This is a genomic window from Streptomyces shaanxiensis (genome assembly GCF_039537145.1).
Classification (GTDB): Bacteria; Actinomycetota; Actinomycetes; order Streptomycetales; family Streptomycetaceae; genus Streptomyces; species Streptomyces shaanxiensis.
In genome coordinates this window covers 129,181-150,577 of the sequence record NZ_BAAAZY010000001.1, presented here as the reverse complement: position 1 = coordinate 150,577, position 21,397 = coordinate 129,181, and the positions used below count along the sequence as shown (strand labels likewise).

The 21,397-nt window shown below is 69.6% G+C and carries 21 protein-coding genes; 19 read left to right on the top strand and 2 right to left on the bottom strand.

Translation table 11 applies throughout. From position 1 onward, the window contains the following. Positions 1-78 precede the first annotated feature (78 nt). The gene (locus ABD932_RS00650; RefSeq protein ID WP_345007978.1) at positions 79-1,308 is read right to left on the bottom strand and encodes a DUF349 domain-containing protein; all 1,230 of its coding nucleotides are present in this window, start codon (positions 1,306-1,308) and stop codon (positions 79-81) included. A gap of 135 nt (positions 1,309-1,443) precedes the next feature. Further along, positions 1,444-2,289 carry a peptidylprolyl isomerase gene (locus tag ABD932_RS00645; RefSeq protein WP_345007976.1) on the bottom strand — a complete coding sequence of 282 codons (846 nt, stop codon included), beginning with the start codon at positions 2,287-2,289 and terminating at the stop codon, positions 1,444-1,446. Positions 2,290-2,469: 180 nt separating this feature from the next. On the opposite strand from ABD932_RS00645, the gene ABD932_RS00640 reads away from it, so the two are divergent. From ABD932_RS00640 to nusB, 19 genes are all read left to right on the top strand, one after another. Then, on the top strand, positions 2,470-3,180 hold the full coding sequence (locus ABD932_RS00640; protein WP_345007974.1) for an MBL fold metallo-hydrolase: 711 nt from the start codon (positions 2,470-2,472) through the stop codon (positions 3,178-3,180). A gap of 11 nt (positions 3,181-3,191) precedes the next feature. Continuing rightward, complete coding sequence (gene hisS / locus ABD932_RS00635; protein WP_345007972.1) at positions 3,192-4,454, top strand: histidine--tRNA ligase; 1,263 nt, start codon at positions 3,192-3,194, stop codon at positions 4,452-4,454. A gap of 185 nt (positions 4,455-4,639) precedes the next feature. Then, positions 4,640-5,296: a vitamin K epoxide reductase family protein gene (locus ABD932_RS00630; protein WP_345007970.1), complete on the top strand. Its 657-nt coding sequence runs from the start codon at positions 4,640-4,642 to the stop codon at positions 5,294-5,296. Positions 5,297-5,341: 45 nt separating this feature from the next. After that, positions 5,342-6,697 (top strand): replication-associated recombination protein A, encoded by a 1,356-nt coding sequence (locus ABD932_RS00625; RefSeq protein WP_345007968.1) that lies wholly within the window; start codon positions 5,342-5,344, stop codon positions 6,695-6,697. Positions 6,698-7,000: 303 nt separating this feature from the next. Further along, on the top strand, positions 7,001-7,615 hold the full coding sequence (rpsD, locus tag ABD932_RS00620) for a 30S ribosomal protein S4 (RefSeq protein ID WP_015661793.1): 615 nt from the start codon (positions 7,001-7,003) through the stop codon (positions 7,613-7,615). A gap of 206 nt (positions 7,616-7,821) precedes the next feature. After that, complete coding sequence (locus ABD932_RS00615) at positions 7,822-8,280, top strand: DUF948 domain-containing protein (protein WP_345007965.1); 459 nt, start codon at positions 7,822-7,824, stop codon at positions 8,278-8,280. Positions 8,281-8,288: 8 nt separating this feature from the next. After that, on the top strand, positions 8,289-8,639 hold the full coding sequence (locus ABD932_RS00610; protein ID WP_345007963.1) for a hypothetical protein: 351 nt from the start codon (positions 8,289-8,291) through the stop codon (positions 8,637-8,639). Further along, entirely contained in the window at positions 8,639-11,311 is a 2,673-nt protein-coding gene (gene alaS / locus ABD932_RS00605; RefSeq protein ID WP_345007962.1) for an alanine--tRNA ligase, read from the top strand. Before ABD932_RS00610 ends, alaS begins: the two co-directional genes overlap by 1 nt. A gap of 35 nt (positions 11,312-11,346) precedes the next feature. Beyond that, positions 11,347-11,811: a Holliday junction resolvase RuvX gene (gene ruvX, locus ABD932_RS00600; RefSeq protein WP_126399301.1), complete on the top strand. Its 465-nt coding sequence runs from the start codon at positions 11,347-11,349 to the stop codon at positions 11,809-11,811. Between the two features lie 124 nt (positions 11,812-11,935). Continuing rightward, on the top strand, positions 11,936-13,693 hold the full coding sequence (mltG, locus tag ABD932_RS00595) for an endolytic transglycosylase MltG (RefSeq protein ID WP_345007960.1): 1,758 nt from the start codon (positions 11,936-11,938) through the stop codon (positions 13,691-13,693). Further along, a complete protein-coding gene (locus ABD932_RS00590; RefSeq protein WP_345007958.1) occupies positions 13,674-14,513 on the top strand; it encodes a shikimate dehydrogenase in 840 nt (279 codons plus the stop codon). Before mltG ends, ABD932_RS00590 begins: the two co-directional genes overlap by 20 nt. Before the next feature lie 50 nt (positions 14,514-14,563). Continuing rightward, positions 14,564-14,962 carry a hypothetical protein gene (locus ABD932_RS00585; RefSeq protein ID WP_345007956.1) on the top strand — a complete coding sequence of 133 codons (399 nt, stop codon included), beginning with the start codon at positions 14,564-14,566 and terminating at the stop codon, positions 14,960-14,962. A 184-nt stretch (positions 14,963-15,146) separates the two neighbouring features. Beyond that, on the top strand, positions 15,147-16,331 hold the full coding sequence (gene aroC, locus ABD932_RS00580; RefSeq protein WP_345007954.1) for a chorismate synthase: 1,185 nt from the start codon (positions 15,147-15,149) through the stop codon (positions 16,329-16,331). Further along, on the top strand, positions 16,328-16,846 hold the full coding sequence (locus ABD932_RS00575; protein ID WP_250085498.1) for a shikimate kinase: 519 nt from the start codon (positions 16,328-16,330) through the stop codon (positions 16,844-16,846). The genes aroC and ABD932_RS00575 overlap by 4 nt, the downstream gene beginning before the upstream one ends. Then, positions 16,843-17,934, top strand: coding sequence for a 3-dehydroquinate synthase (aroB, locus tag ABD932_RS00570; protein WP_345007951.1), 1,092 nt, complete (start codon positions 16,843-16,845; stop codon positions 17,932-17,934). Before ABD932_RS00575 ends, aroB begins: the two co-directional genes overlap by 4 nt. Before the next feature lie 169 nt (positions 17,935-18,103). Then, entirely contained in the window at positions 18,104-19,003 is a 900-nt protein-coding gene (locus ABD932_RS00565) for a Pro-rich N-terminal domain-containing protein (protein ID WP_345007949.1), read from the top strand. Positions 19,004-19,193: 190 nt separating this feature from the next. Continuing rightward, complete coding sequence (locus ABD932_RS00560) at positions 19,194-20,300, top strand: aminopeptidase P family protein (RefSeq protein WP_345007947.1); 1,107 nt, start codon at positions 19,194-19,196, stop codon at positions 20,298-20,300. Positions 20,301-20,351: 51 nt separating this feature from the next. Beyond that, positions 20,352-20,918, top strand: a complete 567-nt coding sequence (efp, locus tag ABD932_RS00555; RefSeq protein WP_030048852.1) for an elongation factor P — start codon at positions 20,352-20,354, stop codon at positions 20,916-20,918. A gap of 2 nt (positions 20,919-20,920) precedes the next feature. Next, a complete protein-coding gene (nusB, locus tag ABD932_RS00550) occupies positions 20,921-21,355 on the top strand; it encodes a transcription antitermination factor NusB (protein WP_345007944.1) in 435 nt (144 codons plus the stop codon). The last annotated feature ends 42 nt before the right edge of the window (positions 21,356-21,397 follow it).

Here is a 21,397-nt window from a genome sequence, read left to right as displayed (position 1 = left end):
GGCCGGTCGTGGCACAGCCGCACGGCATACGAGAAGGGCCCCGTACCTCGCGGTACGGGGCCCTTCTCGCAGTAGGGGTCAGCCGCCGAACTCCTGCAGGCCCTTCAGCGCCTGGTCCAGCAGTGCCTGGCGGCCCTCCAGCTCCTTCTCGAGCTTGTCGGCCCTGGCGTTGTTGCCCTGGGTGCGAGCCTGCTCGATCTGGCCCCTCAGCTTGTCCACGGCGGCCTGGAGCTGACCGGTCAGCCCCTCGGCACGCGCGCGTGCCTCCGGGTTGGTCCGGCGCCACTCGGTCTCCTCGGCCTCCTGGATCGCGCGCTCGACGGCGTGCATCCGGCCCTCGACCTTCGGGCGGGCGTCGCGCGGCACGTGGCCGATGGCCTCCCAGCGCTCGTTGATCGAGCGGAAGGCGGCACGCGTGGCCTTCAGGTCGCCGATCGGCAGGAGCTTCTCGGCCTCCTCGGCCAGCTCCTCCTTCAGCTTCAGGTTCTCGCCCTGCTCGGCGTCCCGCTCGGCGAAGACCGAGCTGCGGGCGGCGAAGAAGATGTCCTGGGCGCCGCGGAAGCGGTTCCACAGGTCGTCCTCGTGCTCGCGCTGGGCGCGGCCGGCCGCCTTCCACTCCGCCATCAGCTCGCGGTAGCGGGCCGCTGTCGGGCCCCAGTCGGTCGAACCGGACAGCGACTCGGCGTCGGCGACCAGCCGCTCCTTGGTCTTGCGGGCCTCCTCGCGCTGCGCGTCCAGCTGCGCGAAGTGCGCCTTGCGGCGCTTGGAGAACGCCGACCGCGCGTGTGAGAAGCGGTGCCACAGCTCGTCGTCCGACTTGCGGTCGAGCCGCGGCAGGCCCTTCCACGTGTCAACCAGGGCCCGCAGCCGCTCACCCGCGGCCCGCCACTGGTCGGACCGGGCCAGCTCCTCCGCCTCGGTGACCAGCGCCTCCTTGGCGTGCCGGGCCTCGTCCGACTGCTTCGCCCGCTGCTGCTTGCGCTCCTCGCGGCGCTTGTCGACGGTCTCGACCAGCTTGTCCAGGCGGGTCCGCAGGGCGTCCAGGTCACCGACCGCGTGGTGGGCGTCGACCTGCTCACGGATGTGATCGATCGCGGTCTGAGCGTCCTTCGCCGACAGGTCGGTGGTCTTGACTCGCTTCTCGAGGAGGCCGATTTCGACGACCAGGCCCTCGTACTTGCGCTCGAAGTAGGCCAACGCCTCCTCAGGGGAGCCGGCCTGCCAGGAACCGACGACCTGCTCGCCGTCGGCCGTACGCACGTACACGGTCCCCGTCTCGTCGACGCGGCCCCACGGGTCGCTGCTCACAGCGCCTCCTCCACATGATGCCTGCGTAGGGCTTGTGTTCCCCCGGGCATCGTCCACAGTTTCGTCACGGCCAACATAGGCGACCGGCGGGTTGCCTGTCCGCATCCCGCGCGACCGAAATTTCGCAGTTGGGGGTCAGGATTTGGTGACTGTCGCCTTGTTGATGACGACCGTCGCATTGGGGGCGGTGTTCCCGGTCGTGGGGTCGGCGGCCTGGGCTCCTGCCTCGGCGATCTTCTTCAGGACCTTCATGCCGGCCTCGGACACAGTGCCGAACGGTGTGTAGTCGGCCGGCAGCTGACTGTCCTGGTAGACGAGGAAGAACTGACTGCCCCCGGTGTTGCGGCCTTCCTTCGTCTGCGCGTTGTACTGGTTGGCCATCGCGACCGTACCGGCCGGGTAGACACCGCCCTTGAGGCTCGTGTCCTTGAGGTTCTCGTCGGGAATCGTGTACCCGGGGCCGCCCATGCCGGTGCCCTGCGGGTCACCGCACTGCAGCACGTAGATGCCGCTGGGGACGAGCCGGTGGCACTTGCTGTGGTCGAAGTAGCCCTTGCCGGCAAGGAAGGCGAACGAGTTCACGGTGTGCGGTGCGGCCGACGCCTTGAGCGCGATGTCTATGTCACCGCACGTCGTCGCGAGCTTCATCGTGTACTTCGCCGACTTGTCGATGGTCAGCTCCGGCTCCTTCTTCCAGGTCGCCGTCTTGACCTTGCCCGCGGCGGGCTTCTCGCACGGGTCCGGGGCCGGGCTGGTCGCGCTCGGCGTGACCTCCGCGTTCGCGTTGCTCTTGGCCTCGTCGTCGCCCTTGAGTACCCCGGTCGTGTACAGCGCGAGGCTGCCGATGATGATCACCGCGAGGGCTGACGCTATCGCCGCGTTGCGCGTGCGTGTCTTGCGCCGGGCGACCGTGCGCCGCTGCTGCTGTCGCAAGAACTTCTCCCGGGCGAGCTGACGCCGCCGCTGTTCCTGGCTGACCACCGGGTTCTCTCCTCATGCGTCGTGTGTGTCGACCGGTACGCGTGCGTCCATTGAGCCGATCGCCTGCGTGTGCCCCGTACCGTATATGGGTTCGCTGAGGAATCGGCAGCGCCGGTAGGCTCTGACGACGGGCGGAGCCCGCCGACAAACCACCTGTGTCGACACAAACGAAGGACGATCGTGCTCATTGCCGGGTTCCCCGCCGGGGCCTGGGGGACGAACTGTTATCTCGTCGCCCCCGCCGCCGGTGAGGAGTGCGTGATCATCGACCCGGGCCACGAAGCGGCCCCCGGAGTCGAGGAAGCGCTGAAGAAGCATCGGCTCAAGCCCGTCGCCGTCGTCCTCACCCACGGCCACCTCGACCACGTCGCCTCGGTCGTCCCGGTGTGCGGCGCGCACGACGTACCGGCCTGGATCCACCCCGAGGACCGGTACATGATGAGCGACCCCGAGAAGGCGCTCGGCCGGTCCATCGGGATGCAGCTGATGGGCGAGCTGACCATCGGGGAGCCGGACGACGTCAAGGAGCTGACCGACGGCGCCAAGCTGGAGCTGGCCGGCCTGGAGCTGACCGTCGCGCACGCGCCGGGCCATACCAAGGGGTCGGTGACCTTCGGCCTGCCCGAGGCGGCGGACATCCCGCCGATCTTCTTCTCGGGCGACCTGCTGTTCGCCGGCTCCATCGGACGCACCGACCTGCCCGGCGGCGACATGGCCGAGATGCTCGACTCGCTGGCCCGCGTGTGCCTGCCGCTCGACGACTCGACCGTGGTGCTGTCCGGCCACGGCCCCCAGACGACCATCGGCCAGGAGCGTGCCACCAACCCCTACTTGCGGCAGGTGGCCGCCGGCCTGGGAGCGCAAGCCGACGCTCCCCGACGAGGAATGTGACGAGACCTTCCGTGAGCACCTTCAAGGCCCCCAAGGGCACGTACGACCTGATCCCGCCGGACTCCGCCACCTACCTGGCCGTCCGTGAGGCGATCGCCGCCCCCCTGCGCAACTCCGGCTACGGCTACATCGAGACGCCCGGCTTCGAGAGCGTCGAGCTGTTCGCACGCGGCGTGGGCGAGTCCACCGACATCGTGACCAAGGAGATGTACGCCTTCGAGACCAAGGGCGGCGACAAGCTCGCCCTTCGCCCCGAGGGCACGGCCTCGGTCCTGCGCGCGGCGCTGGAGGCCAACCTGCACAAGGCGGGCAACCTCCCGGTCAAGCTCTGGTACTCGGGCTCCTACTACCGCTACGAGCGCCCCCAGAAGGGCCGTTACAGGCACTTCTCCCAGGTCGGCGCCGAGGCGATCGGCGCCGAGGACCCGGCGCTGGACGCCGAGTTGATCATCCTGGCCGACCAGGCCTACCGCTCGCTCGGCCTGAGCAACTTCCGGATCCTGCTCAACAGCCTGGGCGACAAGGAGTGCCGTCCGGTCTACCGAGCGGCCCTGCAGGACTTCCTGCGCGCCCTGGACCTGGACGAGGACACGCGCCGCCGCGTCGACATCAACCCGCTGCGGGTGCTGGACGACAAGCGTGAGTCGGTCCAGAAGCAGCTCACCGGCGCTCCGCTCCTGCGTGACTACCTCTGCGACGCCTGCAAGGCGTATCACGAGGAGGTCCGCGAACTGATCACGGCGGCGGGCGTCTCCTTCGAGGACGACCCGAAGCTGGTGCGCGGCCTGGACTACTACACGCGCACGACCTTCGAGTTCGTCCACGACGGCCTGGGCTCCCAGTCCGCGGTGGGCGGCGGCGGCCGTTACGACGGGCTGTCCGAGATGATCGGCGGCCCCGCGCTGCCGTCCGTCGGCTGGGCCCTGGGCGTCGACCGTACGGTGCTGGCCCTGGAGGCGGAGGGCGTGGAGCTCCAACTCCCGTCGTCCACCAGCGTGTTCGTGGTGCCGCTCGGCGAGGAGGCGCGCCGGGTGCTGTTCGCCAAGGTCACCGAGCTGCGCAAGGTCGGTATCGCTGCGGACTTCTCCTACGGCGCCAAGGGCCTCAAGGGCGCCATGAAGAACGCCAACCGCAGCGGCGCCCGCTACACGATCGTCGCCGGCGAACGTGACCTCGCCGAAGGCGTCGTCCAGCTCAAGGACATGGAGTCCGGCGAGCAGGCGGCCGTCGGCGTCAACGAGATCGTGGCGGAACTGGAAGCCCGTCTGGGTTGATCGTGCCGGGCGGGGACCGCGTGGTCCCCGCCCTCGTCAGCCGTCCCGCCGGTGTCCTGAACCGAACGCCTTCACTCGCTCGTGCGCCTTTCCTTATCCGCAGCGAACGGTGGGCAAGGGCGTGTGTACGGCACAATGTGCCGTGTCCGGAGAAGGTCCAACTCTCAAGTGACGGAATCGGCGTGATGAGCAAGACGACAGTCAAAGACGTCTCCACCGAACCCGAGCCGGAGCGCGCCGAGGTGCCGCCGCAACTGCTGGGCGGCAGTCGTGCGTTCGCCTTGCTGCTGGTGATCACCGGCGCCGCCGGTCTGCTCGCCGCGTGGGTCATCACGATCGACAAGTTCAAGATCCTCGAGGCCAAGGTCGAGGGGAAGACCTTCACGCCCGGCTGCAGCCTCAACCCGATCGTCTCCTGCGGCAGCATCATGGAGAGCAAGCAGGCGGCCGTCTTCGGGTTCCCGAACCCCATGCTCGGCCTGGTCTGCTACGGCATGGTCGTCTGCGTCGGCATGAGCCTGCTCGCCCGCGCCCGCTTCCCGCGCTGGTACTGGCTGACCTTCAACTTCGGCACCCTCTTCGGTGTCGTCTTCTGCACCTGGCTGATGTTCCAGTCGCTCTACCGCATCAACGCGCTGTGCCTGTGGTGCTCGCTGGCCTGGGCCGCGACGATCACCATGTTCTGGTACGTGACCTCCTTCAACGTGCGCAACGGCTTCCTGCCCGCCCCGCGCCCGCTGAAGAACTTCCTCGCCGAGTTCACCTGGGTGCTTCCGGTGACGCACTGCGGCGTCATCGTCATGCTGATCCTGACCCGCTGGGGCAGCCAGCTCTGGGCCTGACCCGCTCCGGCCTCGATGTCAGTGCGGTGATTTAGGGTTTCCAACGTGGAGCCCGACCTGTTCACCGCCGCCGCAGAAGAACGCCAGGAGAAGGACCCCGCCGGCAGTCCCCTGGCCGTGCGCATGCGCCCGCGCACCTTGGACGAGGTGGTGGGCCAGCAGCACCTGCTCAAGCCGGGCTCGCCCCTGCGCAGACTCGTCGGCGAATCCGGCGGCGGCCCCGCCGGGCCCTCCTCGGTGATCCTGTGGGGCCCGCCCGGAACCGGCAAGACCACCCTGGCCTACGTCGTCTCCAAGGCCACCAACAAGCGCTTCGTCGAGCTGTCCGCCATCACCGCCGGGGTGAAGGAGGTCCGCGCGGTCATCGACGGCGCCCGCCGCGCCACCGGCGGCTTCGGCAAGGAGACCGTCCTCTTCCTCGACGAGATCCACCGCTTCAGCAAGGCCCAGCAGGACTCCCTCCTCCCGGCCGTCGAGAACCGCTGGGTGACCCTGATCGCGGCGACCACCGAGAACCCGTACTTCTCGGTCATCTCCCCCCTGCTGTCCCGCTCCCTCCTCCTCACCCTCGAACCCCTCACCGACGACGACCTGCGCGGCCTCCTCAAGCGCGCGCTCACCGACGAGCGAGGCCTCAAGAGCGCCGTCACCCTCCCCGAGGACACCGAGGCCCACCTGCTGCGCATCGCCGGCGGCGACGCCCGCCGCGCCCTGACCGCCCTGGAGGCGGCCGCCGGGGCAGCGCTCGACAAGGGCGAGACGGAGATCGGTCTCCAGACGCTGGAGGAGACCGTCGACCGGGCGGCCGTGAAGTACGACCGCGACGGCGACCAGCACTACGACGTGGCCAGCGCCCTCATCAAGTCGATCCGCGGCTCCGACGTCGACGCCGCCCTGCACTACCTGGCCCGCATGATCGAGGCCGGCGAGGACCCCCGCTTCATCGCCCGCCGCCTGATGATCTCCGCCAGTGAGGACATCGGGCTCGCCGATCCGAACGCCCTGCCGATCGCGGTCGCCGCCGCCCAGGCCGTCGCCATGATCGGCTTCCCCGAAGCCGCCCTCACCCTCAGCCACGCCACCATCGCCCTGGCCCTCGCCCCCAAGTCCAACGCCGCGACGACCGCGATCGGAGCCGCCCTGGAGGACGTACGCAAGGGGTTGGCCGGTCCTGTTCCTCCGCACCTGCGCGACGGGCACTACAAGGGCGCCGCCAAGCTCGGCCACGCGCAGGGGTATGTGTATCCGCACGACCTGGCCGAGGGCATCGCCGAGCAGCAGTACGCCCCGGACGCGATCAAGGACCGCGAGTACTACGAGCCCACCCGCCACGGCGCCGAGGCGCGGTACGCGGACGCCGTCGAGTGGACCAGGAAACACCTCGGTCGCAGACGGTCCTGAGCAGCCTGTAGAATCGCCCGCAGTGCTGAGTCCCGTGTCCGACTCCGGTCGGCGCCTCAGGCGGGACAACCAGCCGGATCTGTTGATCCAGGAGCGTCGCGCACCGTCGTAGGTGTCGCGGGCAGCCCACCACCACCCGAGGTTCCGGGACCGGTCGGTGGGCCGTTCGTGTGCTGCACGTATGTGCCCAGACCAGGGGAGCGGCTGCCTGGCAAGTCCCTCGTGGACCTGTCGGGAATTCCCCGGCTGCGGATTGCGACCTCCCGTAACTCTGAGGCAGCCGAAACAGGAAAAGGAAAAGAAGTGGCGAACCAGTCCCGCCCCAAGGTCAAGAAGTCGCGTGCCCTGGGCATCGCGCTGACCCCGAAGGCCGTCAAGTACTTCGAGGCCCGTCCCTACCCGCCGGGTGAGCACGGCCGTGGCCGCAAGCAGAACTCGGACTACAAGGTCCGTCTGCTCGAGAAGCAGCGTCTGCGTGCGCAGTACGACGTGTCCGAGCGTCAGCTCGTCCGCGCCTACGAGCGTGCCTCCAAGGTTCAGGGCAAGACCGGTGAGGCCCTGATCATCGAGCTCGAGCGTCGTCTCGACGCCCTGGTCCTGCGTTCGGGCATCGCCCGCACCATCTACCAGGCCCGTCAGATGGTCGTTCACGGCCACATCGAGGTCAACGGCCAGAAGGTCGACAAGCCGTCGTTCCGTGTCCGTCCCGACGACGTCGTGATGGTCCGCGAGCGCAGCCGCGAGAAGACCCTCTTCTCCATCGCCCGCGAGGGTGGCTTCGCCCCCGAGGGTGAGACCCCGCGCTACCTCCAGGTGAACCTCAAGGCCCTGGCGTTCCGCCTGGACCGTGAGCCGAACCGCAAGGAGATCCCGGTGATCTGCGACGAGCAGCTCGTCGTCGAGTACTACGCCCGTTGATCCTTCAGCGGTCGTAGGACTTCTGCGCCTGAGCCCGCCGTCTCCCCCGCCCTTCCGGGTGGGGGAGACGGCGGGCTTTCGCTTGGCCGCGACAACTCGGCTCCGTGCGCGCGGTAATCCGGTGCGGAGCGGCATCCCGGGCGCGATAGGCTCGGTGCACGACTTTTTCGATGTAGACCGATGTTGAGGCACGTTTCAGGGAGCGGGTGCACACAGTGTCCGGTGGAGAGGTTGCCGGGATCCTGGTGGCCGTCTTCTGGGCGATCCTGGTCTCCTTCCTCGCCGTCGCGCTGGCGAGGCTGGCCCAGACGCTCAAGGCGACGACCAAGCTCGTCGCGGATGTGACCGACCAGGCCGTCCCGCTCCTGGCAGAGGCCTCCACGGCGGTGCGCTCCGCACAGACCCAGATCGACCGGGTCGACGCGATCGCCTCCGACGTCCAGGAGGTCACCTCCAACGCCTCCGCCCTGTCGACCACCGTCGCGTCCACCTTCGGCGGCCCCCTGGTCAAGGTCGCGGCCTTCGGCTACGGCGTACGCCGGGCCCTCGGCGGCGGCCGCAAGGACGACGCGCCCGCCAAGGAGTCCCGGCGTACCGTGATCGTGGGCCGCACGGTTCCGGCCGCGCGACGGGACAAGCGAAACCTCCGCGGAAAGAGGGACTGAGACCCAGCATGTTCCGCCGTACGTTCTGGTTCACCACGGGCGTCGCCGCCGGTGTGTGGGCCACCACCAAGGTCAACCGGAAGCTGAAGCAGCTGACCCCCGAGAGCCTCGCCGCGACCGCGGCGAACAAGGCGCTCGAGGCCGGTCACCGGCTCAAGGACCGCGCGGTGGGCTTCGCGCTCGACGTCCGCGACAACATGGCCCAGCGAGAGGAGGAACTGGGCGACGCGCTCGGGCTCAACGCCCCCGTCGACCACGAACTCCCCTCACCCCGGCGGTACGCCGCCATCGAGAACCGCAACAACCCGAAGTACGTCGACAGGACGACGTACTCGTACAACCGAAACGAGGACCACTGATGGAGTCGGCCGAGATTCGCCGCCGCTGGCTGAGCTTCTTCGAGGAGCGCGGGCACACCGTCGTCCCTTCGGCGTCGCTCATCGCGGACGACCCGACTCTGCTCCTCGTCCCGGCCGGCATGGTGCCCTTCAAGCCCTACTTCCTGGGCGAGGTCAAGCCGCCCTACCCCCGCGCCACGAGCGTCCAGAAGTGCGTGCGCACACCGGACATCGAAGAGGTCGGCAAGACCACGCGGCACGGCACGTTCTTCCAGATGTGCGGCAACTTCTCCTTCGGCGACTACTTCAAGGAAGGCGCCATCAAGCACGCCTGGGAGCTGCTCACCAGCCCCCAGGACAAGGGTGGTTACGGCCTGGAGCCGGAGAAGCTCTGGATCACCGTCTACAAGGACGACGACGAGGCCGAGCGCATCTGGCACGAGGTCGTCGGTGTGCCGAAGGAGCGCATCCAGCGTCTCGGCATGAAGGACAACTACTGGTCCATGGGCGTCCCGGGTCCGTGTGGCCCCTGTTCCGAGATCAACTACGACCGCGGCCCCGAGTTCGGCGTCGAGGGCGGTCCCGCCGTCAACGACGAGCGGTACGTGGAGATCTGGAACCTCGTCTTCATGCAGTACGAGCGCGGCCAGGGCACCGGCAAGGACAACTTCGAGATCCTCGGCGAACTGCCCAGCAAGAACATCGACACCGGCCTCGGCCTGGAGCGACTCGCCATGATTCTGCAGGGCGTGCAGAACATGTACGAGATCGACACTTCCATGGCCGTCATCAAGAAGGCCACCGAGCTGACGGGTGTCGCGTACGGCGACGCCCACGCCTCTGATGTCTCCCTGCGCGTGGTCACCGACCACATGCGTACGGCCACCATGCTCATCGGCGACGGCGTCACCCCCGGCAACGAGGGCCGCGGCTACGTGCTGCGCCGCATCATGCGCCGCGCCATCCGCAACATGCGTCTGCTGGGCGCCACCGGTCCGGTCGTCAAGGACCTGATCGACGTCGTCATCGGCATGATGGGCCAGCAGTACCCCGAGCTCGTCACCGACCGCGAGCGCATCGAGAAGGTCGCCCTCGCCGAGGAGAACGCCTTCCTCAAGACGCTGAAGGCCGGCACCAACATCCTCGACACGGCCGTCACCGACACCAAGGCCGCGGGCTCCACCGTCCTGGCCGGCGACAAGGCCTTCCTGCTCCACGACACCTGGGGCTTCCCGATCGACCTCACCCTCGAGATGGCCGCCGAGCAGGGGCTCTCCGTGGACGAGGACGGCTTCCGCCGCCTGATGAAGGAGCAGCGGGAGCGCGCCAAGGCCGACGCCCAGGCCAAGAAGACCGGCCACGCCGGCGCCGGCGCCTACCGGGAGATCGCCGACAAGGTCGGCGAGACCGACTTCATCGGTTACTCGGACACCGAGGGCGAGTCCACCATCGTCGGCATCCTCGTCGACGGCGCCTCCTCCCCGGCGGCCACCGAGGGCGACGAGGTCGAGATCGTCCTCGACCGCACCCCGTTCTACGCCGAGGGCGGCGGTCAGATCGGCGACACCGGCCGCATCAAGGTCGACACCGGTGCCGTCATCGAGATCCGCGACTGCCAGAAGCCGGTCCCGGGCGTGTACGTCCACAAGGGCGTCGTCCAGGTCGGCGAGGTCACCGTCGGCGCCAAGGCCCACGCCTCGATCGACGCCCGCCGCCGCACGGCCATCGCCCGCGCCCACTCGGCGACGCACCTCACCCACCAGGCGCTGCGTGACGCCCTCGGCCCGACGGCCGCCCAGGCCGGCTCCGAGAACCAGCCGGGCCGCTTCCGCTTCGACTTCGGTTCGCCGTCCGCCGTGCCGACGGCCGTGATGACCGACGTCGAGCAGAAGATCAACGAGGTCCTCGCCCGCGATCTCGATGTCCGCGCGGACGTCATGGGCATCGACGAGGCCAAGAAGCAGGGCGCCATCGCCGAGTTCGGCGAGAAGTACGGCGAGCGCGTGCGCGTCGTGACGATCGGCGACTTCTCCAAGGAGCTGTGCGGCGGCACGCACGTGCACAACACCTCCCAGCTCGGCCTGGTGAAGCTGCTCGGCGAGTCGTCGATCGGCTCCGGTGTGCGCCGTATCGAGGCTCTCGTCGGCGTGGACGCCTACAACTTCCTCGCCCGCGAGCACACGGTCGTCGCCCAGCTCCAGGAGCTGATCAAGGGCCGCCCGGAGGAACTGCCGGAGAAGGTCTCCGCGATGCTCGGCAAGCTGAAGGACGCCGAGAAGGAGATCGAGAAGTTCCGCGCCGAGAAGGTGCTCCAGGCCGCCGCCGGTCTCGCCGAGTCGGCCAAGGACGTCCACGGCATCGCCGTCGTCACCGGTCAGGTCCCGGACGGCACCACGGCGGACGACCTGCGCAAGCTGGTCCTCGACGTGCGCGGTCGCATCCAGGGCGGACGGGCCGCCGTGGTGGCCCTGTTCACCGTCAACAACGGCAAGCCGCTGACGGTCATCGCCACCAACGAGGCCGCCCGCGAGCGCGGTCTCAAGGCCGGTGACCTGGTGCGTACGGCAGCCAAGACCCTCGGTGGCGGCGGTGGCGGCAAGCCGGACGTCGCCCAGGGCGGCGGCCAGAACCCGGCCGCCGTCGGCGAGGCCGTCGACGCGGTCGAGCGGCTCGTGGCGGAAACGGCCAAGTGAGCGACGACACACTCGCGAGTGGCGACGGCCGGGGCATGCGCCGCGGCCGTCGTCTGGCGATCGACGTAGGCGACGCCCGGATCGGCGTCGCCTCGTGCGACCCCGACGGGATCCTCGCCACACCGGTGGAGACGGTCCCGGGCCGGGACATCCCCGCAGCTCACCGTCGCCTCAAGCAGCTCGTCGAGGAGTACGAGCCGATCGAGGTCGTCGTCGGGCTGCCTCGCTCCCTCAAGGGGGGCGAGGGTCCGGCCGCGGTCAAGGTCAGGGGCTTCGCCCAGGAACTGGCACGCATGATCGCGCCCGTACCGGTCAGGCTCGTGGACGAGCGGATGACTACCGTGACGGCCAGTCAGGGACTGCGCGCCTCGGGCGTGAAGTCGAAGAAGGGCCGGTCGGTGATCGACCAGGCAGCCGCTGTGATCATCTTGCAGCAGGCGCTCGAATCCGAACGGGTGTCAGGTAAAGCTCCGGGCGAGAGCGTCGAAGTGGTTATCTGATCGCGATACGGTAACGTTCCGCGCGATGCGCCGGTGTTCGAACAGCTGGCGCACCAAGAGAGGCGGGACGGGAGCCGGATCTTCAACAGCCGCGTGACCGCCGCCTCGCGGCTCTAGGGGATCGATGACTGAGTATGGCCGGGGCCCCGGCTCCGAACCGTGGCATCCCGAGGACCCGTTGTTCGGGGACGGCGGATGGGAAGGGCAGCAGGCCCACACGGGCCAGCAAGCTGCCTACGGCGGCCAGCCGCAGCACTATCCGGAGCAGCAGCCGCAGCAGCCCCAGCACTACGGGGACTGGGGCAACGGCCAGCAGGCCGCATACGGTCAGGCGCAGCAGCAGTACCCGCAGCAGGGTCAGGGACAGCAGCAGTACCAGCAGCAGGGCCAGGGGCAGCAGCCGTACCAGCAGCAGGGCCAGGATCAGCAGTACCAGCAGCAGTACGACCAGCAGCACTACGCGGGCCAGGGGCAGCAGCCGTACGACAACAACGGCTGGGCGACCGGCACTCACCACCAGGTCCAGTACCCCGACCCGGCGGACCCCTACGGGCAGCAGGCCGCTGCCTACGGCGGTCAGCAGCCCGACTACTACGGGACCCCCGAGGCATACCCTCCGCCGGAGCCGCCGAGTCGGCGGCAGGCCGAACCCGAGCCGCCCCAGACCGACTGGGATCCGGGACCTGACCAGGGCGAACACGCCTTCTTCGCCGGTGGCGGCGACGATGACGACGACTCCGACGACGAGTCGGGGGACGGCCGAGGGCGCGGCGACCGGCGGGGCCGGGGCGGTAAACCCAAGAAGCGCCGCAGCGGGTTCGCCTGCCTGGTGGTCGTACTGATCTTCGGCGGAGGCGTGGCCGGAGTCGGATATTTCGGGTACCAGTTCTACCAGGATCGTTTCGGCTCCGCTCCGGACTACGCGGGTGAGGGCACGAGCGCGACGGTGACTGTCGAGATCCCCAAGGGCGCGTTGGGATCCGAGATCGGTCAGCTGCTGAAGGCCGCCGATGTGGTGAAGAGCGTGGACGCCTTCGTCGTCGCGCAGCAGGAGAACCCCGACGGAGGCAAGATCCAGGCGGGCGCCTATCTGCTGAAGAAGCAGATGTCCGCCGCGAGTGCCGTCGAGATGATGCTCGACCCCAAGAGCCAGAACAACGTTCTGGTCAGGCCGGGCGAGCGGAATCTGACCGTCTACAAGGCGATCGACAAACAGCTCGAATTGCCGTCCGGCAGCACCGAGAAGGCCGCCGAGGAGAAATACAAGACCCTCGGACTTCCGAGCTGGGCGAACGACAACAGCGAAATCAAGGACCCGCTGGAGGGCTTCCTCTACCCGGGCACCTATCCCGCCGCAAAGGGTATGAAGCCCGAAGCGGTGCTGAAGGAGATGGTGACCCAGGCCGCGAGCAAGTACGACGCGCTCAACCTGGAGTCCAAGGCCAAGGCGCTCAAGCTGGACAACCCGCTGCAGGTCATCACGGTCGCCAGCCTCGTCCAGGCGGAGGGCAAGACCAACGACGACTACCGCAAGATGGCGGAGGTGGTCTACAACCGCCTCGATCTCGCGAACCCCGAGACCTACGGTGCCCTTCAGTTCGACTCGACCTTCAATTACCTGAAGGGTCAGAGCAACATCGACATCAGCGAGTCGGAGATCAAGAGCAACCAGGACCCGTACAACACGTACACGCAGAAGGGTCTGCCGCCCGGTCCGATCGGCAACCCGGGCGAGGGTGCGATGAAGGGGACGCTGAATCCGACCGACGAGGGTTGGTACTACTTCGTGGCGACCGACGGCGTGAACAAGACAGAATTCGCCAAGACCCACGACGATTTCCTGAAGCTCAAGGACAAGTTCAATGAGAGCAGGGGCAACTGACGCCCGCCGGGCGGCCGTCCTCGGTTCGCCCATCGCCCACTCCCTCTCCCCGGTGCTGCACCGCGCCGCGTACGAGGAACTGAGGCTCACTGGCTGGTCGTACGACCGGTTCGAGATCGACGAGTCCGCTCTGCCCGGGTTCTTCGCGGACCTCGGACCGGAGTGGGCCGGGTTGTCGCTGACCATGCCGCTCAAGCGGGCCGTCATCCCGCTGCTCGACGAGATCAGCGAGACGGCGGCCTCGGTCGAGACGGTCAACACGGTTGTCTTCACCGAGGACGGCCGCCGCGTCGGCGACAACACCGACATCCCCGGGATGGTCGCCGCGCTGCGGGAGCGCGGCATCGAACAGGTCGACTCGGCGGCCGTCCTGGGCGCGGGCGCCACGGCGTCCTCCGCGCTGGCCGCGCTCGCGCGGATCTGCACCGGTGAGGTCGTGGCGTACGTACGCAGCGAGGCACGCGCCGCCGAGATGCGGCAGTGGGGCGAGCGACTCGACATCGAGGTGCGCACGGCCGACTGGGCGGACGCCGACCGGGCGCTGCGCGCGCCACTGGTGATCGCGACCACCCCGGCCGGTACGACGGACGCCCTCGCCGCCGCCGTACCGGAACGCCCCGCCACCCTGTTCGACGTGCTCTACGACCCCTGGCCCACCGCTCTCGCCGCCCGCTGGTCCATGTACGGCGGAGCCGTCGTCAGCGGGCTCGACCTGCTGGTGCACCAGGCGGTGCTGCAGGTGGAGCAGATGACCGGCCGTGTTCCGGCACCCCTGGACGCCATGCGAAAGGCGGGAGAGCGCGCTCTCGCGGCCCGCTAGGATCCGCTGGGTTCCGCAGGGGCGGAGCACAACAGAGGGGGAGCACGCGCGTGTCCACAGGTGCGCCGCTGGCGTCCGGCAAGGGCGAGATATTCGAGGTCATCCTGCAGTTCCTGCCGGACTGGGTGCAGATCGCCGTCCTCATCCTGGTCGTACTGGCCGTCCTCGCCTCATGGACGGTCAAGCTGAAGCGCAAGATCGCCCGGCGGCGTGCGGTGCGCGAGGGGCAGGTCGTTCATACGGCGGCGCAGCACGGGCAGCGGAGGGGCGCCGACTATCTGGGACCGTACGCTCCCCAGCCGCAGACGCAGCAGCCGAGCGGTGCCGATTTCCTCGGCGCCTACGCCCCGCAGCAGGCGCAGGCCGCGCAGCCGGGCCCGCAGGGCAGCGGCGCCGACCATCTCGGCTCGTACGCCCCGCAGCAGCGGTCGGGCAGCGGCCCCGCGTGATCCCTTCCGCCGCCCCGTGCCGTCCCTCCGCCGTCCGTCTGGTGGACCGGCGGCCGGGCACCGGTCCCGGACGTGGGAGGATCGGAGGTGGCGGGCCGGGGCCGCGCACCTGGTCGCGCCGTCGACGTACGCGAGGACGCGCGTACGCAGGGCAGTACCAGGGCGCGAGCATCGAGGAGCACCGTTGAGCAGGTTGCGCTGGCTGACCGCGGGGGAGTCCCATGGCCCCGCACTCGTCGCGACGCTGGAGGGCCTTCCCGCCGGCGTGCCGATCACCACGGAGATGGTGGCGGACCACCTGGCCCGGCGCCGCCTCGGCTATGGACGCGGTGCGCGCATGAAGTTCGAGCGCGACGAGGTCACCTTCATCGGCGGCGTCCGGCACGGCCTCACGCTCGGTTCCCCGGTCGCGATCATGGTGGGCAACACCGAGTGGCCCAAGTGGGAGCAGGTCATGGCGGCCGACCCCATCGACCCGGAGATCCTCGCCGGCCTCGCCCGCAACGCGCCGCTGACCCGCCCGCGCCCCGGCCACGCCGACCTGGCCGGCATGCAGAAGTACGGCTTCGACGAGGCCCGGCCGATCCTGGAGCGCGCCTCCGCCCGTGAGACGGCGGCCCGTGTGGCGCTGGGCGCGGTGGCCCGGTCGTACATCAAGGAGACGGCCGGCATCGAGATCGTCAGCCACGTCGTGGAGCTGGCCGCCGCGAAGGCGCCGCAGGGCGTGTACCCGACCCCGGCCGACGTCGAGAAGCTGGACGCGGACCCCGTGCGCTGCCTGGACGCCGACGCGTCGAAGGCGATGGTCGCCGAGATCGACCAGGCCCACAAGGACGGCGACACCCTCGGTGGCGTGGTCGAGATCCTCGCGTACGGCGTCCCCGTCGGCCTGGGCTCGCACGTGCACTGGGACCGCAAGCTGGACGCCCGGCTCGCCGGTGCCCTCATGGGTATCCAGGCGATCAAGGGCGTCGAGATCGGCGACGGCTTCGAGCTGGCGCGGGTGCCCGGCTCCAAGGCGCACGACGAGATCGTGAACACGCCCGAGGGCATCCGCCGCGTCTCCGGCCGTTCCGGCGGCACCGAGGGCGGCCTGACCACCGGTGAGCTGCTGCGGGTCCGCGCCGCGATGAAGCCGATCGCGACCGTGCCTCGCGCCCTGCAGACGGTGGACGTGACGACCGGTGAGGCGACGCAGGCCCACCACCAGCGCTCCGACGTCTCCGCCGTCCCGGCCGCCGGCATCGTCGCCGAGGCCATGGTGGCGCTCGTCCTCGCGGACGCGGTGGCCGAGAAGTTCGGCGGCGACAGCGTGCCCGAGACCCGCCGCAACGTGCAGTCGTACCTCGACAACCTGGCCATCCGATGAGCGCAGCGCCTGTGGTGGTGCTGGTCGGGCCGATGGGCGTGGGCAAGTCCACGGTCGGTCAGCTGCTGGCCGAGCGGCTCGGCGTCGGCTACCGGGACACCGACGACGACATCGTGGCCGAGCAGGGCCGGACCATCGCGGAGATCTTCGTCGACGAGGGCGAGCCCGCGTTCAGGGCGATCGAGAAGCAGGCCGTGCACCGGGCACTCGCCACGTACGACGGTGTCCTTGCGCTGGGCGGCGGTTCGATCCTGGACGCGGACACGCGCGCGCTCCTCGCCGGACAGCGGGTTGTCTATCTCTCGATGGACGTCGAGGAGGCCGTCAAGCGCACCGGCCTGAACGCCGCCCGCCCCCTGCTCGCGATCAACCCGCGCAAGCAGTGGCGCGAGCTGATGGAGGCCCGCCGGCATCTGTACGAGGAGGTCGCTACGGCGGTCGTGGCCACCGACGGCCGTACCCCGGAAGAAGTGACCCAAGCCGCCCTGGACGCACTGGAGTTGAAGGACGCATGACTGAGGCAGTGACGCGCATCCAGGTCGGCGGCACCGCGGGAAGCGACCCGTACGAGGTTCTGGTGGGCCGTCAGCTCCTGAGCGAGCTGGGCGGGTTGATCGGTGCCAAGGCCCAGCGGGTCGCCGTCGTCCACCCGGAGGCGCTGGCCGAGACCGGCGAGGCGCTCCGTGCCGACCTGGCCGAGCAGGGCTACGAGGCGGTCGCCATCCAGGTGCCGAACGCCGAGGAGGCCAAGACCGCCGAGGTGGCCGCCTACTGCTGGAAGGCGCTCGGCCAGTCCGGTTTCACCCGCAGCGACGTCATCGTCGGCGTCGGCGGCGGCGCGACCACCGACCTGGCCGGGTTCGTGGCCGCGACCTGGCTGCGCGGGGTGCGCTGGATCGCGATCCCGACCACCGTGCTCGCCATGGTGGACGCGGCGGTCGGCGGCAAGACCGGCATCAACACCGCCGAGGGCAAGAACCTCGTCGGGTCCTTCCACCCGCCGGCCGGCGTGCTGTGCGACCTGGCCGCGCTGGACTCCCTCCCGGTCAACGACTACGTGTCCGGCCTCGCCGAGATCATCAAGGCCGGTTTCATCGCCGACCCGGCGATCCTGGAGCTGATCGAGGCCGACCCGCAGGCGGCGCGGACCCCGGCCGGCCCGCACACCGCCGAGCTGATCGAGCGGTCGATCCGGGTCAAGGCCGAGGTCGTCTCGTCGGACCTGAAGGAGTCGGGTCTGCGGGAGATCCTCAACTACGGCCACACCCTCGGCCACGCCATCGAGAAGAACGAGCGGTACAAGTGGCGGCACGGCGCGGCGGTCTCCGTCGGCATGCACTTCGCCGCCGAACTCGGCCGTCTCGCCGGGCGGTTGGACGACGCGACGGCGGACCGCCACCGCACGATCCTCGAATCGGTGGGCCTGCCGCTGCACTACCGCTACGACCAGTGGCCCAAGCTGCTGGAGACCATGAAGGTCGACAAGAAGTCCCGCGGCAATCTGCTGCGCTTCATCGTCCTGGACGGCCTGGCCAAGCCGACCGTTCTGGAGGGCCCGGACCCGGCCGTCCTCCTCGCCGCGTACGGCGAAGTCGGCCAGTAAGTCCGGCGAACCACCCTTCCGTCCGATTCACCTGTGGCGATGGGCACTTCAGACCGCCTCCGGCCGTTCACCAATCGGCGGCCGGGGGCGGTACCGTTCGGTACCGAGCGGGGTTCGTGCCCTGCTGCCAGCGCCAATGGCCATGGAAGACGAGACGGAGTGGCACCGGATGCAGCACGCAGTGGGTTCTCCGCTGCCGCCGCCCCACCAGTCGGGGCACGGCTGGTCACCGGCCGCACAACACCCGGGTCCGCACCACCCGGGCGCGCATCAGGGACCCGCACCGCATCAGGGACCCGCCCCGCACCTGGGCTCCGCTCCCATGCCTCCGCCACCTCCGGCACCGGGCTTGACTCCCCCCGGCCCGGTCCCGCCCGCGCCACACCACGCCCCGGCCCCTGCCCCGCCGGGCCCGCCGCCCCCCGAGACCACCGGCCACGTCCAGCTGCCGCCGGGCGGCCCCGTCACCATGCCGAGCACCCCGCCCGCCGCGGCGTCCCCGGATCCGACGACCACGACCCTCGCGGTGCTGCTCATCGGGCCCGCGGGGGCCGGTAAGACGAGCGTCGCCAAATACTGGGCGGACCACCGCCGGGTGCCCACGGCCCACATCAGCCTCGACGACGTACGCGAATGGGTCCGCTCGGGCTTCGCCGACCCCCAGTCCGGGTGGAACGACAATTCCGAGGCCCAGTACCGCCTGGCCCGCCGCACCTGCGGCTTCGCCGCGCGCAACTTCCTGGCCAACGGCATCTCGTGCATCCTCGACGACGCGGTCTTCCCCGACCGCCCGGTGGTCGGCCTCGGCGGCTGGAAGCGGCACGTGGGCCCGGGACTGCTCCCGGTCGTCCTGCTCCCGGGCCTGGAGATCGTCCTGGAGCGCAACGCCGAACGCTCGGGCAACCGCCGCCTCACCGACGAGGAGGTCGCCCGCATCCACGGCCGCATGGCCGGCTGGTACGGCTCGGGCCTCCCGATCATCGACAACTCGCAACTCGACGTCCCACAGACGGCCCAGGTCCTGAACGACGTACTCTCAAGATCAATCGCAAGCCCCCCGAACTGGTAACGCAGGGGGGCGCGCCAACCCAGGGGCGCGGGGAACTGCGCGATCAACCCCCACCGGCCCGCAGACGGCACACAACACCCGGTGGCACCCCGTCCTCCGAGCGGCACCTTCCCAACCCGCACATTTCAGACACCGCCCACTCAGACGCCCCCAACCGGCGCCAACCCAGCGGAGCTCTTACGCTCGGGTCATGTCAGAGGTGTACGCCACCCGCCGATCCCGGCTGAGGGACCGCTGCCAAGCCAGCGGCAGCGCCACCGCGCTGATCTCCCGCCCCGCCAACGTCCGCTACCTCGCGGGCGCCGCCCCGCAGGGCTCCGCGCTGCTCCTCGGCAAGACCGAAGACCTGCTCGTATGCGTCGGCCCGCCCGACGACCGCTCCACCGAAGGCCGTCCCGACGAGACCCTGCGGATCCACAACCTCCCCGGCGCCGAGGGCGACCCCGCCGTCGCCGCGGCCGACCTCGCGGCGGCGCAGGGCGGGGAGTCCCTGGCCGTGGAGGAACACCACCTCACCGTGGCCCGCCACAGAGCCATCCGCTCGGTCGTCCCGCGCCTGCGCCTCACCGACCTCGGCGGAGCCGTGGAACAGCTCCGGGTGGTCAAGGACGAGGAGGAGATCTCCTGTCTCAGGATCGGGGCCGAGATCGCCGACCAGGCACTCGGGGAGCTCCTCGAATCCATCCTCGTCGGCCGTACCGAACGCCACCTCGCCCTGGAACTCGAACGGCGCCTGGTCGATCACGGCGCCGACGGCCCGGCCTTCCGCACCTCCGTCGCCACCGGCCCGAACGCCGGCCGACGTGCCCACCGGCCCACCGACCGCCGGGTCGAGGAGGGCGACTTCCTCTCCGTCTGTCTGGGGGCCACGTACCGCGGCTACCGGTGCGAGATCGGCCGTACCTTCGTCATCGGTACGTCTCCCGCCGACTGGCAGATCGAGTTGTACGACGTCGTCTTTGCCGCTCAGCGTGCCGGACGGGAGTCGCTGACACCCGGCGCCGCCTACCGTGACGTGGACCGCGCCGCACGTCAGGTGCTGGATTCCGCCGGGTACCACGAGGGCCTGCCGGCCCTCACCGGCCACGGTGTCGGGCTCGAAATCGACGAGGACCCGCAGTTGGCTCCCGCGGCCATGGGTAAACTGGACGCTTGCGTGCCGGTCACCGTCGAACCGGGGGTCCACCTCCCGGGCCGGGGCGGTGTCCGGATCGATGACACGCTCGTCGTTCGCCCCGAGGCGGACGGCGGACCCGAGCTACTCACCATCACGACCAAGGAGCTGCTCGCCCTCTAGGCAGGTGCGTGCCCCGGGGTCGTCCACGTCAGTCCAGGAGATTCCGCAACCGTGGCTTCCACGAACGACCTCAAGAACGGCATGGTGCTCAAGCTCGAAGGCGGCCAGCTCTGGTCCGTCGTCGAGTTCCAGCACGTCAAGCCCGGCAAGGGCCCGGCCTTCGTGCGCACCAAGCTCAAGAACGTGCTGTCCGGGAAGGTCGTCGACAAGACCTTCAACGCCGGCGTGAAGGTCGAGACGGCCACCGTCGACAAGCGCGACATGCAGTTCTCCTACATGGACGGCGACTACTTCGTCTTCATGGACATGGAGACCTACGACCAGCTCATGGTCGACCGCAAGGCCGTCGGCGACGCCGCCAACTTCCTGATCGAGGGCTTCACCGCGACCGTGGCGCAGCACGAGGGCGAGGTGCTCTTCGTCGAGCTGCCGGCCGCCGTCGAGCTCGTCATCCAGGAGACCGAGCCGGGCGTCCAGGGCGACCGCTCCACCGGCGGCACCAAGCCCGCCACGCTGGAGACCGGTCACCAGATCCAGGTCCCGCTCTTCATCACCACCGGTGAGAAGATCAAGGTCGACACCCGCACCAGCGACTACCTCGGCCGGGTGAACAGCTAACCGTGGCTGCCCGCAACACGGCCCGCAAGCGCGCCTTCCAGATCCTCTTCGAGGGCGACCAGCGCGGCGCCGACGTCCTGACGGTCCTCGCGGACTGGATCCGGCTCTCCCGGGCCGACACCCGGCAGCCGCCGGTGAGCGAGTACACGATGCAGCTGGTCGAGGGCTACGCGCAGTATGCGAAGCGCATCGACGAGCTGATCGCGCAGTACTCGGTCGGCTGGACGCTCGACCGGATGCCGGTCGTGGACCGCAACATCCTGCGTCTCGGCGCGTACGAGCTGATCTGGGTCGACGAGACCCCGGACGCGGTCGTGCTCGACGAGATGGTGCAGCTGGCGAAGGAGTTCTCCACGGACGAGTCGCCCTCGTTCGTCAACGGTCTCCTCGGTCGGCTCAAGGACCTGAAGCCCTCGCTGCGCCGAGAGGAAGCGTAGAGGTCTTCGAAGACGCCGGAGGGCCCGCAGCATCGCCGCTGC

Coding starts and splice junctions, on each gene's coding strand:
- ABD932_RS00630 (WP_345007970.1), top strand. CDS start 4,640: ATGAGCAAGACGACAGTCAAAGACGTCTCCACCGAACCCGAGCCGGAG.
- ABD932_RS00610 (WP_345007963.1), top strand. CDS start 8,289: ATGTTCCGCCGTACGTTCTGGTTCACCACGGGCGTCGCCGCCGGTGTG.
- alaS (WP_345007962.1), top strand. CDS start 8,639: ATGGAGTCGGCCGAGATTCGCCGCCGCTGGCTGAGCTTCTTCGAGGAG.
- ruvX (WP_126399301.1), top strand. CDS start 11,347: ATGCGCCGCGGCCGTCGTCTGGCGATCGACGTAGGCGACGCCCGGATC.
- mltG (WP_345007960.1), top strand. CDS start 11,936: ATGACTGAGTATGGCCGGGGCCCCGGCTCCGAACCGTGGCATCCCGAG.
- ABD932_RS00590 (WP_345007958.1), top strand. CDS start 13,674: ATGAGAGCAGGGGCAACTGACGCCCGCCGGGCGGCCGTCCTCGGTTCG.
- ABD932_RS00575 (WP_250085498.1), top strand. CDS start 16,328: ATGAGCGCAGCGCCTGTGGTGGTGCTGGTCGGGCCGATGGGCGTGGGC.
- aroB (WP_345007951.1), top strand. CDS start 16,843: ATGACTGAGGCAGTGACGCGCATCCAGGTCGGCGGCACCGCGGGAAGC.
- ABD932_RS00565 (WP_345007949.1), top strand. CDS start 18,104: ATGCAGCACGCAGTGGGTTCTCCGCTGCCGCCGCCCCACCAGTCGGGG.
- ABD932_RS00560 (WP_345007947.1), top strand. CDS start 19,194: ATGTCAGAGGTGTACGCCACCCGCCGATCCCGGCTGAGGGACCGCTGC.